This is a genomic window from Demequina mangrovi (assembly GCF_000759715.1).
In the GTDB taxonomy this organism is placed as follows: Bacteria; Actinomycetota; Actinomycetes; order Actinomycetales; family Demequinaceae; genus Demequina; species Demequina mangrovi.
In genome coordinates this window covers 61,171-75,786 of the sequence record NZ_BBLU01000006.1, presented here as the reverse complement: position 1 = coordinate 75,786, position 14,616 = coordinate 61,171, and the positions used below count along the sequence as shown (strand labels likewise).

Below are 14,616 nucleotides of genomic sequence, written 5' to 3'. Positions count from 1 at the left end.
GCACGTGCTCCTACATGTCGTCGAAGATCTCGGCCGCCGTCTCCGCGTACGCGTCCTCGCCGGCCTCGAGGTACTGCTCCCACTTCTCCGCGTCCCACACCTCGACGCGTGATCCCATCCCCACCACGGCGACCTCGCGCTCGAGCCCCGCGTAGCGGCGCAGCGGCTGCGACAGCAGGATCCGGCCCTGCTTGTCGGGGATGTCGTCGCTCGCATGCCCGAGGAAGCTGCGCAGGTAGTCACGTGCCTGCTTGTTCTCGAGCGGCGCGCGGCGCAGCCGGTCGTGGATGAGCGCGAACTCGTCCAGAGGGAAGAGGAAGACGCAGCGGTCGAGACCGCGGGTTGCGACCAGCCCTGACGCGAGCCGGCCGCGGAACTTCGCGGGAAGGATCAGCCGCCCCTTGTCGTCGAGGCGCGGCGTGAACGTGCCGAGGAACACGCCCGTGGGTCCGAGGCCCATCGTCGCGGTGTCCGACATGCGCCCCTCCCCTCAAGCGGCTCCCCGTCACTCCCGTGTCCCCCACTTTACTCCACTTCTCTCCACAAATCTCGGGAGGTGGCGCGAATTTCTTCTAGATTCCTATATAAGACCTGGTAAATCGCGTGGAGGATGGTGGAGGGATTTGTCACACCCAAACGCCTCGCGGCTCAATTAGGCTCAGCACTAGGGAGAGGGGAACCCATGACGACGACCGTCCCGTCCGCTCAGCAGCTCGCCGACGTCGCGCGGCTGGCGCAGGAGGTGCGCGCACAGCTCGACACGGTGCTGTCGGGGCTCGACGATGCGGTCGACGCCACGCTCGCCACCGTCCTCGCGGAGGGCCACCTGCTGCTGGAGGACGTCCCCGGCGTCGGGAAGACGACGCTCGCCCGCGCGCTGGGCCGGGCTCTCGACGCGAGCGTGGGCCGGATCCAGTTCACGCCGGACCTGCTCCCGTCCGACGTCACCGGCGTGAGCGTCTTCCGGAGCGACGAGCACCGCTTCGAGTTCCGCCCGGGACCCGTGTTCGCGAACATCGTGGTGGCGGACGAGATCAACCGCGCCTCGCCCAAGACCCAGGCGGCGCTGCTCGAGTCGATGCAGGAGCGCTCCGTCACCGTCGACGGCGAGACCCGCGCGTTGCCGGCGCCGTTCCTGGTGATCGCGACCCAGAACCCGATCGACATGGAGGGGACCTATCCCCTGCCCGAGGCGCAGCGCGACCGGTTCATGACGCGCATCGCGGTCGGCTACCCCACCAGCGCCGACGAGGTCGCGATGCTCGACGCGCACGACGGCCACGACCCGCTCGCCGACGTCCACCCGGTGGCGACCGCGGCGGACCTCGAGCGCGCGATCGCGACGGTCCGCGGCATCTACGGCGCCCCGGCCGTCAAGCAGTACCTGGTCGACGTGGTCCGGGCCACGCGCGCGACCGCGGAGCTCCGGCTCGGCGCGTCGCCGCGGTCGTCGCTCCAGCTGCTCGCGGCAGCGAAGGCGCGCGCCGCGATGCACGGCCGCGACCACGTGCTGCCCGACGACGTCAAGGCGCTCGCGGTGCCGGTCCTCGCGCACCGGGTGATCCCGTCCGCGCAGGCGCGCGGCGCGAACCGCACGGCCGAGGCCGTGATCGAGGACGTGATCGCCCAGGTCGCGGTGCCGGCGGCGCGCTCCCCCGAGCCGCTCGCGCGAGGATGAGCGGCCGCCCGACGCCGACGCCGCGGAACGACGGGGCGCAGACCGCGGTGCTCCCGCGCGGGGTCGGGCTCGCCGTGGGCGGGGCGGTGCTGCTCGTCGTCGGAGTCGGCTTCGCCTCGGCGCCGCTCGTGCTCATCGCGGGCACCGTCGTCACGGCGGTGGCGGTCGCCGCCGCGGTGATCGGCGCCCAGGTGCTGGCGACGCGCTCCCATGTGATGCGCCTGTCGCGCGAGGTGACCCCGCCGACGCTGAGCGCGGGCAGCCCCGCCGAGGTGGTCGTCCGCGTCGAGACCCGCTCCGGGATCGCGCGGCGCCTGCGCATCCGCGAGCAGGCGGCGGCGGAGCTCACCGGAGGAGCGACGACGCGCGCCTCGATCGCGCGGCGCTCGACCGGGATCGAGCTGCGGTACCGCCTCGAGCCCACGCGCCGGGGACGGTGGGCGCTCGGCCCCGCGCTCGTGCGCGCGGCCGACCCGTTCGGCCTGGCGTGGACCGACCAGCCCGTCGGCGGGTCGGGGCTGGTCGCGGTCTGGCCGGCGGTCGTGGACCTCGCCGCGAGCGCCGGGGAGCTCATGGGGGCGGCCGACCGGGCGCATGCGGGCGCGCGGATCCCTGCGGCGGACGATGTGGCCCTGCGCGACTACCGCGACGGCGACGACCTGCGGCGGGTCCATTGGGCCTCGTCCGCACGGCGCGGCACGCTCGTGGTCCGTTCCGAGGAGCAGCAGGGCCGCACCGCGGCGACGATCCTGCTGGGCATCGCGCCGTCGCAGCCGGGGCTCGAATGGGCGATCACCGCCGCCGCGTCGGTCGCGCTGTCGGTGGTCGAGGCGGGCCATCCCGTGCGGCTCATCGCCGGCTCCGCGCTCACGAGCGTGCAGGACACGCACGGGCGCGCCGCCGAGGCGGCGCGCGCCACGCTGCTCGACGCGACCCTCGATCTCGAGCCCAGCGATACGCATGCCGAGGCGGACAAGGCGCTCATGACGAGCATCGGGCTCGTGGGGCATGACAGGCGCGACGTGGTGGTCGCGGTGATCGAGCCGCTGGGGACCGCCGCGCTTCGCGCGCTCTCGCCGCTCGGCGACGACGGGCGCGCCTGGGTGCTCGTCCGCACGTCGCTCGCCGCACGGGCGCGCGGCGAGCACACCGTCACCGCGCTGCGGGCCGCCGGCTGGTGCGCGGTCCTCTCGCTCGAGCCCGAGCCGCTGACCGACGCCTGGGCACGGCTGCTCGCGGAGGGCGCGACATGAGCGCGGGACGGTGGCGGCTGCTGGCGACCCCGCTCATGGCCGTCGCGGTCGGGCTCGGGCTCGCGGGCCTGTCGGGGCTCGTCTCCTTCGGCGCCTGGCTGTGGCCGGTCGCGGCGATCCTCGCCGCGACCGCGGCGGTCATCACGCTCGCTCGCCTCGCGACCGCGCGCCCGTTCCTCCCCACGGTGGCCGGCGCGCTCGCCGGGACGTGGCTCCTCACCGTCACGTACATCCCGGCGGACGACGGCGGCACCCGATGGATCCCCGGTCCCGGGACGCCCGCCGCCGCGCTCGTGGTGCTCCGGGACGCGATCGCCTACGCCGAGGTCACGGTCGCGCCCGCCGCCGTGGTCCCCGCGCTCGCCGGCACCATCGTGGCGGGCGCGGTCGCGCTGCTGGTCGTCGTCGACGCCATGGCCGTGGGCGCGGGCTTCGCCGCCTCGGCCGGATTCATCCTGCTGGTGCCGTGGCTCCCGGCGCTCACGCTCGAGCGCCGCATCCCGACGCTCGCGCTCGCGGGCGCGCTCGCGGCGTGGCTCGCGGTGGTGGCCCTGTCGAGACGCGGCGAGCACGGCACCTGGCATGCGCGCGCCCGCGAAGGCGCCGCACCCGCGCCGGCCGGCATCGCGGCCGCCGCGATCGCGGCCACCGTCGCGATCGGGCTCGCGGCGGCGCCCCTGGCGATCGGCGGCCCCGGCTGGGGCCAGATCCCCCGGCTCACGCTGCCCGCATCGCTCGGCGGGGCCTCCCGCCTCGACCTCGAGATCGACCTGCGGGACTCGCTCACGTCCCGCTCCTCGGAGCCCGTGCTGGCGTACTCGTCGACGGGCGGCCGGGTCGACGTGCTCCGCGCCTACTCCTTCAGCTTCTTCGACGGCACCCGCTGGGACCGCGACCCCGAGGGCGCCACGGTCCCGGCCAACGGCATCCTGTGGTCCGAGCAGGTCCCGTCCTCCGTCCTCGACTCCCCCACGACGGTGTCGGTCTCGATCGGCGCGCTCGCCGAGACGCGGGTCCCCGTGCCGTCCGCGCCGCGCACGCTGGTCGCCGGCGTCGAGTGGCGGTACGACAGCTCGACGGACGAGATCGTGGTCGACCGGCCCGAGGGCACGCAGGGCCTCAGCTACACCGTGCGGATGGCGAGCGACTTCACCACGGAGGAGGCGCTGCGCGCCGCCGACGCGCTGATCGACGAGGGCGGCGACGACCGCGTCCCCGACCGCTACCTCGAGCTCAACGAGCGCATCGACATCGCGTCCGTCCGCGCCGTGGCGGAGGCGCAGACCACGGGTGCGGCCGACCGCTACGAGGCCGCCCGGATGCTCCAGGAGTACCTCCGCGGGCCGCGCTTCACGTACGACACGGACGTCACCCCGACGGGGGACGATGCGGTGTCGACGTTCCTCGAGGAGCGCCGCGGCTACTGCGTCCAGTTCGCGACCGCCATGGTCGTGATGGCCCGCACGCTCGACATCCCCGCGCGCATGGCGGTCGGCTTCCTCGGCGGGGTCGAGGACGGCGAGCGCTACGTGGTGCGCGGTCGCGACGCGCACGCGTGGCCCGAGCTGTACTTCCCCGGGCACGGATGGGTGCGGTTCGAGCCGACGCCTGCGGTCCAGACCGGCCTGCGTCCGGAGTACGCGTCGGTGGAGCAGACGGACAGCCAGGCGTTCCCGTTCCAGGAGCCCAACGCGCGCTCGACCGTGCTCCCCGACCGTCAGCCGCAGGTCGACCAGCCCGACGAGACCTCGGGCGGCACCGCCGAGGAGCAGGCGGGGTTCCCGTGGCTCGCGGCGGGGGGCGCCGGGCTCCTCGCGGTCGCGGCCGGTGCGGCGATCTGGCTGCGGCGCCGCGCGCGTGCGGACGAGGTCGAGGACCCGGAGGACGCCTGGGCTGCGCTGCGGCGCGGTCTGGGTGAGCGCGCGGGAGATCCGTCGCTCACGCCTGCGGAGACCGAGGCATGGATCGTCGGCGAGGGCCCCGAGCTGGGCGACGAGGCGCGCGAGGCGCTCGGCTCGCTTCGTGCGGCGGTCGAGGACCACCGCTACTCGCCGCGCGGCACGGACGCCGCACCCGCCGCGCTGGCCGCGTGGGCGGACACGGTGGTCGAGGCCGCCAAGGAGGCCGACCGGGCGGCGCACGCCCGCGCCCGCTCCTGAGCAGCCGCCGCGCGATCAGCCGTCAGCACCGCCCGATCGCGGCCAGGCGACGGCTTCACCCAGGCGACGCGCGCCTCCATGCGAATGGACCGTGGCCTCCGCCACGGTCCATTCTGCGCAACGCAGTCCCCCGATGAGGAACTGCAGAAACTAGATATCGCCCTGCTCGCGACGACGCTCGAAGCGCTCCTCCATGCGGGCCATGAAGCCCTTGTCCGCCTTGCGGCGGCCCGTCTGCGACCCGGTCGCGGGACGGGGACCCGAGGCTGCGACGGTCGACCGCGGCGCGAGCAGCGCCCAGATCGCCGCGGCGAGCATGACTGCGAAGCCCGCGACTCCGACGATCACCAGCTGGGTGACGGCGCCCGTGACCACGATCCCGAGGCCGGCGACCACGCCGACACCCGCCCAGACGTAGCGGCCCCGACGACGCGACGCGCGCGCCATCGCCGAGCCGAGCTTGACGTCCGAGCCGAGGTCTCTCTCGAGCTGCTCGAGCACGCGCTGCTCGTATTCCGACAGCGGCATCGCGCCCTCCTTCCAGTGCACCGTGGTGTCAAGTCTATCGGTCGCCGGTCGTGCGTACCAGACGAGCCTCTAGGGTGGGGCTCATGCCCCGCCAGCGAACCGGTCGAGTCGCCCCCGACGTGGAGCGAGGCGTCGAGTTCGCCATCGCGACCGGCGTCGCAGAGCTCCGCGACGAGCCCGATGGGACAACGTTCCTGTGGGTCAACGGGGTTCCCAGCTCTCCGCTCGACTCCGACCCCGACCAGCTCGCCTTCGAGTACATGCGCCACCTGTCGGCGGCGGTGGCCGCGTGGGACCCGCCGTCGCGCATGCTCGCGCTGCACGTCGGCGCCGCCGCCTGCGCGTTCCCCCGCCACCTCGCGCACCGCTTCCCTGACTCGGGCCACATCGCGGTCGACGTCGACGCGACGCTCCCCGAGCTGGTGCGCACGTGGTGGGACCTGCCGCGAGCGCCGCGGCTGCGGATCCGCGCGCAGGACGGGTTCGACGCCGTCGCGACGCGCCGGGACGCGAGCCTCGACCTCGTGGTGAGGGACGCCTTCGCGGGCGATTCCACGCCGGCCGCGCTCGCCTCGCCCGAATGGTGGGGCCATGCGGCGCGCACCCTGCGCCCCCGCGGCCTCGTGCTCGCGAACGTGGGCACCCGTCCGGGCGGGCGCACCGCGCGGGACGATGCGGCGGCCGCGCGCGCCGCGCTCGGCGAGATCGTCGCGATCGGCGAGCACGCGGTGCTCAAGGGCAAGCGGCGCGGCAACGTCGTCATCGCGGGCCCGGTGGACGACAGGCTCGATCTCGACGCGCTGCGGCGCTACGCGGCCTCGGCGCCGCTGCCCACCGGCGTGTCGACCGCCTGGGCCGGCTGAGCGCCCGCCGCCCGCCGCCCGCCGCCCCCGCATCGTCCCGGGGACGACGAAGGCCGCCGCCCCGGAGGGCGACGGCCTTCGTGCGACGGATCCCGGTCGGATCAGAGCGGGCGAACCTGCTCCGCCTGGGGGCCCTTCGGACCATTGGTGACCTCGAACTCGACGCGCTGCGCCTCCTCGAGCGAACGGTAGCCGTCGGTCTCGATCGCCGAGTAGTGGACGAACACGTCCGCGCCGCCGCCGTCCTGCGCGATGAAGCCGTAGCCCTTCTCCGCGTTGAACCACTTCACAGAGCCCTGTGCCATGCCTGTCTTTCCTAACCTTCGTGCCCGGGTGACGGGAAGGCGCCGCACCGTGCCACGCCTTGTCGCCGCAATGCCGCGTCCCCACCCCGGTGAGACAGGTTCTTGCACACTACGTTCTTGCAACCGCGGCCAGTGTGTCAGAAATCAAGGCGCAGTGGGGGGATCCCTGCGCTCCTGCGCGAGGAACTTCTCGAATTCCGCGGCGATCTCGTCCGCGGAGGGCAGCCCGCCCTCGAGCGGGAGCCCCTGACCGCGGGCCTCGTAGAAGGCGTCGTACTGGTTCTCCAGGGCCTCTACCAGCGCCTGGACCTCCTCGCTCTCGGCCAGCTGACGCTCGATCTCCTCGCTCGCGCGACCCGCCGGCTCGTCGAGCGCGCCCGGGTCGAGGTCCAGTCCGGAGAGGTCCTCGAGGCCCTCGAGCGCCCGCTGCGCGGCCTGCGGATACGACGACTGCGCGAGGTAGTGCGGGACGTGCACCGCCACGTTGACGGCCGGCAGCCCCCACTGGCCGAAGCGGTACTCGAGGAGGTTCTGCGCGGATGCCGGCACGGTCACGGTGCCGAACATCGTCGGCGTGTCGGGCAGCAGATCGGGATCGGTGCCGTGGATGGTCGCGGTGAGCTCGCGCGTGTGCGGGACCGCCATGGGGATGCCGTGCGAGCCCAGGGTGAGCCCCACGCCCAGCCGCTCGACGAGGTCGCGGACCGCCGCGATGTACCGCTCCCACTGGATGTCCGGCTCGAAGCCGTGGAGCAGCAGGAACGGCGTGCCCTCCTGGTCGCGGACCAGGTCGAGCGCGAGGTGCGGCTCGTCGTAGGACGTCCACTGGTTCACCGAGAAGGTCATCTCGGGACGTCGCGACCGGTAGTCGAGCAGCTGGTCGATGTCGAAGGTCGCGACGCGCACCGGGTCGCACGTCTCCATGATGTGGTCCGCGACGAGCGCGCCCGCGCGCCCCGCGTCGATGAATCCGCGCAGGGAGTGCAGCAGCGCCGCCCCGTGCTCGGGCGCGGCCTCGCCCCAGGCCTTCACGCCGTCCGGGTCCCACGTGATGAGAGGTCGTTCCATGATCATCCATCCTTCCACCGCTGCGGCTCCGAGGGCGAGGTTCTCGCGCTCCGCGAAAACATGCGGGCCCCCGGTGCTTTCGGAGACGCCGAAGACGCGCGATAATGAGGGACTGCCCTGCTGAAGTCAACACAGGGTGTGCGGAGGGTATGCCGATGGCGAACGAGCGTGGACTGACGGCGGAGCGGAGCGGGCTGGCGCCCGAGCAGGAGGTCGTGGACGGCCTGTACTCGAGGCTCGACGAGCTCAGGGACGAGGCCGACGACAGGCTCGCGGCGATCCGTAAGGAGGGGCCCTCGGGCTCCCCGCAGAACCGCTCCGAGCGCGACGCCTTCGCGACGCTCTACGAGGACCGCATCTCGCAGCTCGACGCCGTCGAGGACCGTCTGTGCTTCGGACGCCTCGACCTGCGCGACGGCGAGCGCTTCTACGTCGGCCGCATCGGCCTGTCCGACGCCGAGCACGTCCCGCTGCTCACCGACTGGCGCGCGCCCGCGGCGCGGGCCTTCTACTCCGCGACGGCCGCCAACCCCGGCGAGGTGGTGAACCGCCGTCACCTCACCACCCTGGGTCGTCGCGTCACCGCGGTCGAGGACGATGTGCTCGACGTCGACGCGCTCCGCGAGATGGGCGCGGACACGGCGCTCGCCGGCGAAGGCGCGCTGCTCGCCGCGCTCGGCGCGCGCCGCACCGGGCGGATGGGCGACATCGTCGCCACCATCCAGGCCGAGCAGGACGCCGTCATCCGCGCCCCCATGGCCGGCGCGCTCGTGGTGCAGGGCGGACCGGGCTCCGGCAAGACCGCCGTGGCGCTCCACCGCGCCGCGTTCCTGCTCTACCACCACCGCGAGCAGCTCGAGTCGCGCGGCGTGCTCCTCATCGGCCCGTCGAAGACCTTCCTGCGGTACATCGACCACGTCCTCCCCTCGCTCGGCGAGACGGGTGCCGTCTCCACCACCCTCGCGGGCCTGGTCCCCGGCATCACGGTCACCGCGGTCGAGCCCGACGCGTCCGCCGAGATCAAGGGCCGCACGCTCATGACGGACGTGGTGAAGGCCGCAGTCCGCGAGCGCCAGCGCGTGCCCCGCGCCGACAAGCAGATCCGCATCGACGGCCGCACCGTGGTGATCAAGCGCTCCGACGTCAAGGACGCCCAGGGGCGCGCCCGCCGCGACGGCCGCCCCCACAACGAGGCGCGCGCGCTGTTCGCGAAGGACATGATCGGCCGGCTCACCAAGCAGCTGGTCGAGCAGCTCGAGGTCTACTCCGACGAGGACCGCATCGAGCTCGAGCGCGACGTGCGCGACGACCGCAACATCCGCATCGCGATCAACCTGTGCTGGCTCCCCATCACGCCGGAGCAGCTGCTGCGCGACCTCTTCTCCAAGCCCCACCTGCTCGACCACGCGGCGCGCATGCTGCCGCAGGACGAGCGGGACCTGCTGCTGCGCCCGTCCGCGGCCCCCTTCACCGAGGCGGACGTCCCGCTGCTGGACGAGGCCGCGGAGCTGCTCGGCGATCTGCCCGGCGGGCGCAACCGGCGCTCCGACGAGCCGTCCGCGGAGGAGCTCCAGTACGCGAAGGACGTGCTCGAGACCTTCGGCGACGGCGGCATGGTCACCGCCGAGGCGCTCGCGGCGCGCATGAAGGGCGGCACCGCGCGCCTGTCGGTGGCCGAGCGCGCGCGCGGCGACCGCACGTGGACCTACGGCCACGTGGTGGTCGACGAGGCTCAGGAGCTCAGCCCCATGGCGTGGCGGATGCTGGTCCGCCGCTGCCCCACGCGCTCCTTCACGATCGTCGGCGACGTCGCGCAGACGACCTCGGTGGCCGGCACGCACTGGTGGCCGGAGACCATGGACCCGCTGTTCCAGGCCGGCTGGGAGCTGCGCGAGCTCACCATCTCGTACCGCATCCCCGCGGCGGTGGCCGATGCGGCCCAGGCCTTCGCCAAGGCGGCGCGCCTGCCGGTGAGCGAGCTGCGCGCCGCGCGCGAGCTCGACGACGCCGCGGCCGCGGTACGCGCGGACGATGCGGTCGCCACGGCGGTGCGCGTCGCGGCCTCCCATGAGCGCGCCTTCGCCGAGGGCGACGGCGGGCTCGTCGCGGTGATCGCGCCGCCGCGTCTGCACGGGGCGCTGCGCTCGGCGCTGCCCGCGACCGTCGAGCTGTACACGGCGCGTGAGTCGAAGGGCCTCGAGTTCGACGTCGCCGTGGTGGTCGAGCCCGCGGAGATCGCCGAGCGCCCCGGAGACCTCTACGTGGCGCTCACGCGACCCACGCGCAGGCTCGAGGTGGTGCACACGTCGCCGCTGCCCGACGGGCTGGTGCTGCAGGAGGCGTAGCCGGCGGGCCGGGCGCTCAGCCCGGCTCGCACTCCCCGGCCCCCACGAGCGCGAGCCCCGCGAGGTCTCCCGGGCCCCAGTCGATGAGCCGCAGGTTCGACTCGTGCATGAGCTCCTCGGTGTCGCCCACATGCGCGAGGCCCACCACGTGGCCGAGCTCGTGCGCGACGACGGCGCGCGCGAGGTCCTCGCCGTCGCCGTCCTCGAGGATCCGGGCCACGTCCTCCGCGTCGAGGATCACCACGCCCGCGCGGAGGTACTTCGCGTCGCCGTACGCGCCGGGCACCGCGCTCGACCCGCCGAGCCCCGTCACGGTGCCCGCGAGGTCGGGGTTCTCCGCCTCGGTCTGGAACCCGATGAGCACGGGCACGAAGCGGTCGCCGTAGCGCTCCTGCACCAGGGGCCGGTCGAAGCTGGCGGGCTCGTCGGTGCGGCCCTCGTACGCGAACAGCAGCCCCGTCGTGGCGGAGATCGACGCGACCGCCTCGTGCACCGTGTCCTCGAAGCCCTCGGGCATGCCGTCCGGTGCGATGACGTAGCCGACCGGGCGGCACGGGTCGTACCGCACCGGCCCGCCGTCAGGCCCGCCGTCGCGGAAGAGCAGGTCGTACGCGCCGACCGTGGCGACCTCGACCTCGGGCAGCAGGCGCTCCTCGGCACCCTCGGCGACGGGGATCCGCACCGTCTGACCCTCGGACTCGATCGCGTTGCGCGGGGTCCCCCAGTGACGCACGTCCGACCACGTCACGCCGCGCCACCACGCACCCGCCGCGAAGAGGGCCACGGCGAGCAGCGCGACGATCAGATAGCGGCCCGCCTGTCTCATGACGCCACTGTGCCACGCGCCCGGGTGAGCGCCCGTCGGGAACGAGCGTCGTCCGAGGCATCTCCCGAGTTGGAGAAGGGCCGGAAGTGCGAGACGATAGCGCCCGTGCGCGCACTCCTTCTAGAGAACCTCTCCGTCAAGGCCACCGAGATCCTCGAGGCCGCCGGCATCGACGTCGTCAACCATGGCGGAGCCATGGACGAGGACGAGCTCATCTCGGCCCTCCAGGGCGTCCAGCTGCTCGGCATCCGCTCGAAGACGCAGCTGACGGAGCGTGTGATCGAGGCGTGTCCCGACCTCATCGCGGTCGGCGCCTTCTCTATCGGCACCAACCAGATCGACCTGGCCGCCGCGGCGCGCCACGGCATCGCGGCCTTCAACGCGCCCTTCTCGAACACCCGCTCCGTGGTCGAGATGGCCGTGTCCGAGATGATCTCGCTGGTGCGCCGCCTGCCCGCGCACAACCGCAGCCTCCACGAGGGCGTGTGGTCGAAGTCCGCCACGGGCGCCCACGAGATCCGCGGCCGCACGCTCGGCATCGTCGGCTACGGCAACATCGGCTCGCAGCTGTCCGTCATCGCCGAGGCCCTCGGCATGAACGTCATCTTCTACGACAGCGCCGAGAAGCTCGCGCTCGGCAACGCCACGCCGATGCCGAGCCTCAACGCGCTGCTCTCCGAGGCCGACGTGGTGACCCTCCACGTCGACGGCCGCAGCGGCAACCGCGGCTTCTTCGGACCCGAGCAGTTCGCAGCCATGAAGGACGGCGCCGTCTTCCTCAACCTGTCCCGCGGCTTCATCGTCGACCTCGACTCCCTCAAGGCGGGGCTCGAGTCGGGAGCGATCGGCGGCGCCGCCATCGACGTGTTCCCCGAGGAGCCCAAGAAGACCGGCGACCCCTTCGAGTCGCCGCTGCAGAACATGCCCAACGTCATCCTCACCCCGCACATCGGCGGGTCGACCGAGGAGGCGCAGCGCGACATCGGCATCTTCGTCGCGACACGCCTGCGCGACTACGTGTTCCACGCGTCCACGTCGCTCAGCGTGAACCTTCCCAACCTCTCGCTCGACCAGGTCCAGGGCTCGCACCGCGTCGCCCACCTGCACGAGAACATCCCCGGCGTCCTCGCCGCCGTCAACCAGGTCTTCGCGGCCCACAACGTCAACATCGACGCCCAGCTCCTCGGCACCCGCGGCGAGCTCGGCTACGTGGTGACGGACGTCGCGTCCGGCCTCGACGAGGACGCCGTCCAGGCACTGTCGAGCATGCCCGGCACCGTACGACTGCGAGTTCTCTCATAAACACCACCGATTCCCCCGACGCCGTCTCCTTCGCCGAGCTCGGGCTGCCCGATCCTCTGGTCGACGCCCTGGCGCGCCACGACATCGTCACGGCCTTCCCCATCCAGGCCGCGACCATCTCCGACGCCCTGGCCGGCAAGGACGTGCTGGGCAAGGCCCGCACGGGATCCGGAAAGACGCTCGGCTTCGGCCTGCCCGCCATCGTTCGCCTGGCCGAAGGACCCCGTCCGGAGAAGCGCCGCCCTCGCGCGATCGTGCTCGTGCCGACGCGCGAGCTCGGCATGCAGGTCTCCGACGCGCTCGAGCCCTACGCGCACGCGATGCACGTGTCGCTCAAGCTCGTCGCGGGCGGACTGTCGATGTCGAAGCAGATCCAGGCGCTCGAGCGCGGCGTGCACCTCGTGGTCGCGACGCCGGGCCGCATGGCGGACCTGGTGCGCAACGGTCACGCCGATCTCTCCGAGCTCGAGCTCATCGTCATGGACGAGGCCGACCACATGGCCGAGATGGGCTTCATGGACGAGATCACGGAGATCCTCGCCGGCGTGCCCGAGGGCGGCCAGCGCCTGCTGTTCTCCGCGACCCTCGACGGCGACGTCGACCGCCTGGTGAAGCAGTACATGCACAACCCGGTCACGCACGACGTCACCGACGGCGACGACCAGCCCGCGACCATGCGCCACGTGGTCCTCAACGTCCCGCCGAACGCGAAGTACCAGATCGCGACCCGCATCGCCGCGCGCGAGGGCCGCACCATCGTGTTCGTGCGCACCAAGCTCGCGACCGAGCGGATCGCCGACGAGATGCGCGAGGCGGGCGTGCTCGCCCTCGCGATCCACGGCGACCGCTCGCAGGCCGAGCGCAACTTCGCGATCAGCGCGTTCCGCGCGGGCGACGTCCCCGTGCTCGTCGCGACCGACGTCGCAGCGCGCGGCATCCACGTCGACCACGTCGACCTCGTGATGCAGATCGACCCGCCCGCCGATCACAAGGACTACACGCACCGCTCGGGCCGGACCGCGCGTGCCGGCGAGGAGGGCCTCGTCGTCACGCTGGTGCTCCCCCACCAGCGCCGCTCGACGGACCGCATGCTCGAGCGCGCCGGCGTCGACGTCACGTTCCGCAAGGTGCGCGGCGAGGACGACGAGTCGCTCGCGATGCTCGAGGAGCTCACCGGCGCGCGTGAGCCGTCGTGGCAGCCCGTCCGCGAGCCGCGGCCGCAGCGCCCGGAGCGTCGGGGCCGGTACGAGCGTCCCGGACGAGGCGACCGCCCGTCCCGCGGCGACCGTCAGCGCACGGAGCGCCGCTGGGAGGACCGCCCGGCCCGCAAGTGGGACCGCGACGACCGTCCGGCTCGCCGCGATCGGGACGAGCGTCCCCCGCGTCGTGACGACCGCGCCGACGAGATGATCGCCGCCACGCAGCGCATGGAGGAGCGGATGGCGCGCATGGAGGCCAGCCTCGCCGAGCGCGAGGCCGCTCTAGCCGCACGCGAGCGCGGCCTGAACGAGCGCGAGGCGCAGCTCGACGAGCGTCCCGCGCGCCGCGACGACCGCCAGTCGAGGGGCGGCTACTCCAAGAGCGGCTACTCGAAGGGCGGCTACTCGACGAGCCGCTCCGGCAAGGGTGGCTACTCGAGCGACCGGTCCGACCGCGGAGGCAAGTCCTCCGGGCGCTCCGACAAGCCCTACGGCAAGTCCACGAAGGGTGGGCCGAAGAGCGGGAAGGGCTCGTACGACAGCTCTACTCGGAAGCCGAGGAAGCCGAAGGGCGGTCGCTGACCGCATCCTCGGCGCGAAGCCGGGCGATCGCGGCCTCGAAGTCCTCGAGGGTGTCGAAGGCCTGGTAGACGCTCGCGAAGCGGAGGTACGCGATCTCGTCGAGCTCGCGCAGCGGCGGCAGGATGGCGAGGCCGATCTCGAGAGCGTTGATCTCGGCCTGGCCGTTCGCGCGGATCGCCTCCTCGACCTTCTGTGCGAGGAGCGCGAGGTCGTCGTCGCTCACCGGACGCCCCTGGCACGCCTTCTTCACGCCCGACACGATCTTGTCGCGGCTGAAGGCCTCCGTGACGCCGTTGCGCTTGAGGACGGAGAGGCTCGCGGTCTCGACCGTGGTGAAGCGCTTGCCGCACGCCGGGCATTCGCGTCGCCTGCGGATCGACGAGCCGTCGTCTGCGGTCCGGGAGTCGATGACGCGGGAGTCGCCGTTGCGGCAGAACGGGCAGTGCATGGGGTCATCGTCCCATGAACCCGGCGACGCACCCAATCTCGGGGGTACGCCCGCGAGCCG

At 73.1% G+C, this 14,616-nt stretch carries 13 protein-coding genes; 7 read left to right on the top strand and 6 right to left on the bottom strand.

The window, feature by feature from the left end:
• Positions 1–10 precede the first annotated feature (10 nt).
• Positions 11–439 carry a division/cell wall cluster transcriptional repressor MraZ gene (mraZ, locus tag TR42_RS07020; RefSeq protein WP_042214573.1) on the bottom strand — a complete coding sequence of 143 codons (429 nt, stop codon included), beginning with the start codon at positions 437–439 and terminating at the stop codon, positions 11–13.
• Positions 440–682: 243 nt separating this feature from the next.
• On the opposite strand from mraZ, the gene TR42_RS07015 reads away from it, so the two are divergent.
• Genes TR42_RS07015 through TR42_RS07005 form a run of 3 tightly spaced genes read left to right on the top strand, consistent with a single transcriptional unit; the run spans position 683 to position 5,090 of the window.
• Positions 683–1,678, top strand: coding sequence for an AAA family ATPase (locus TR42_RS07015; protein ID WP_042214361.1), 996 nt, complete (start codon positions 683–685; stop codon positions 1,676–1,678).
• Positions 1,675–2,931, top strand: a complete 1,257-nt coding sequence (locus TR42_RS07010; protein WP_042214359.1) for a DUF58 domain-containing protein — start codon at positions 1,675–1,677, stop codon at positions 2,929–2,931. The genes TR42_RS07015 and TR42_RS07010 overlap by 4 nt, the downstream gene beginning before the upstream one ends.
• Positions 2,928–5,090: a transglutaminase TgpA family protein gene (locus tag TR42_RS07005; RefSeq protein WP_042214357.1), complete on the top strand. Its 2,163-nt coding sequence runs from the start codon at positions 2,928–2,930 to the stop codon at positions 5,088–5,090. Before TR42_RS07010 ends, TR42_RS07005 begins: the two co-directional genes overlap by 4 nt.
• Positions 5,091–5,240: 150 nt before the next feature.
• Here the strand turns inward: TR42_RS07005 and TR42_RS07000 are convergent, their stop codons facing one another.
• Positions 5,241–5,618, bottom strand: coding sequence for an SCO2097 family morphological protein (locus TR42_RS07000; RefSeq protein ID WP_042214571.1), 378 nt, complete (start codon positions 5,616–5,618; stop codon positions 5,241–5,243).
• 83 nt (positions 5,619–5,701) lie between these two features.
• Between TR42_RS07000 and TR42_RS06995 the strand changes: the two genes are divergently transcribed.
• Positions 5,702–6,481, top strand: coding sequence for a spermidine synthase (locus TR42_RS06995; RefSeq protein ID WP_042214356.1), 780 nt, complete (start codon positions 5,702–5,704; stop codon positions 6,479–6,481).
• Positions 6,482–6,582: 101 nt separating this feature from the next.
• Here TR42_RS06995 and TR42_RS06990 read toward each other — a convergent pair whose 3' ends face one another.
• Both TR42_RS06990 and TR42_RS06985 read right to left on the bottom strand, forming a co-directional pair.
• Entirely contained in the window at positions 6,583–6,786 is a 204-nt protein-coding gene (locus TR42_RS06990; RefSeq protein WP_042214354.1) for a cold-shock protein, read from the bottom strand.
• Between the two features lie 144 nt (positions 6,787–6,930).
• Positions 6,931–7,854, bottom strand: coding sequence for a PAC2 family protein (locus TR42_RS06985; RefSeq protein ID WP_052405800.1), 924 nt, complete (start codon positions 7,852–7,854; stop codon positions 6,931–6,933).
• Positions 7,855–8,009: 155 nt separating this feature from the next.
• Between TR42_RS06985 and TR42_RS06980 the strand changes: the two genes are divergently transcribed.
• Positions 8,010–10,199 carry a HelD family protein gene (locus TR42_RS06980; RefSeq protein WP_042214353.1) on the top strand — a complete coding sequence of 730 codons (2,190 nt, stop codon included), beginning with the start codon at positions 8,010–8,012 and terminating at the stop codon, positions 10,197–10,199.
• 16 nt (positions 10,200–10,215) lie between these two features.
• Here the strand turns inward: TR42_RS06980 and TR42_RS15305 are convergent, their stop codons facing one another.
• Complete coding sequence (locus tag TR42_RS15305) at positions 10,216–11,025, bottom strand: zinc metalloprotease (RefSeq protein WP_052405751.1); 810 nt, start codon at positions 11,023–11,025, stop codon at positions 10,216–10,218.
• 96 nt (positions 11,026–11,121) lie between these two features.
• On the opposite strand from TR42_RS15305, the gene serA reads away from it, so the two are divergent.
• Both serA and TR42_RS14795 read left to right on the top strand, forming a co-directional pair.
• Positions 11,122–12,327, top strand: coding sequence for a phosphoglycerate dehydrogenase (gene serA, locus TR42_RS15300; RefSeq protein ID WP_042214567.1), 1,206 nt, complete (start codon positions 11,122–11,124; stop codon positions 12,325–12,327).
• Complete coding sequence (locus TR42_RS14795) at positions 12,324–14,108, top strand: DEAD/DEAH box helicase (protein WP_081953241.1); 1,785 nt, start codon at positions 12,324–12,326, stop codon at positions 14,106–14,108. Before serA ends, TR42_RS14795 begins: the two co-directional genes overlap by 4 nt.
• Here the strand turns inward: TR42_RS14795 and nrdR are convergent.
• The gene (gene nrdR / locus TR42_RS06960) at positions 14,071–14,556 is read right to left on the bottom strand and encodes a transcriptional regulator NrdR (protein WP_042214351.1); all 486 of its coding nucleotides are present in this window, start codon (positions 14,554–14,556) and stop codon (positions 14,071–14,073) included. The genes TR42_RS14795 and nrdR overlap by 38 nt on opposite strands.
• Between the last annotated feature and the right edge of the window lie 60 nt (positions 14,557–14,616).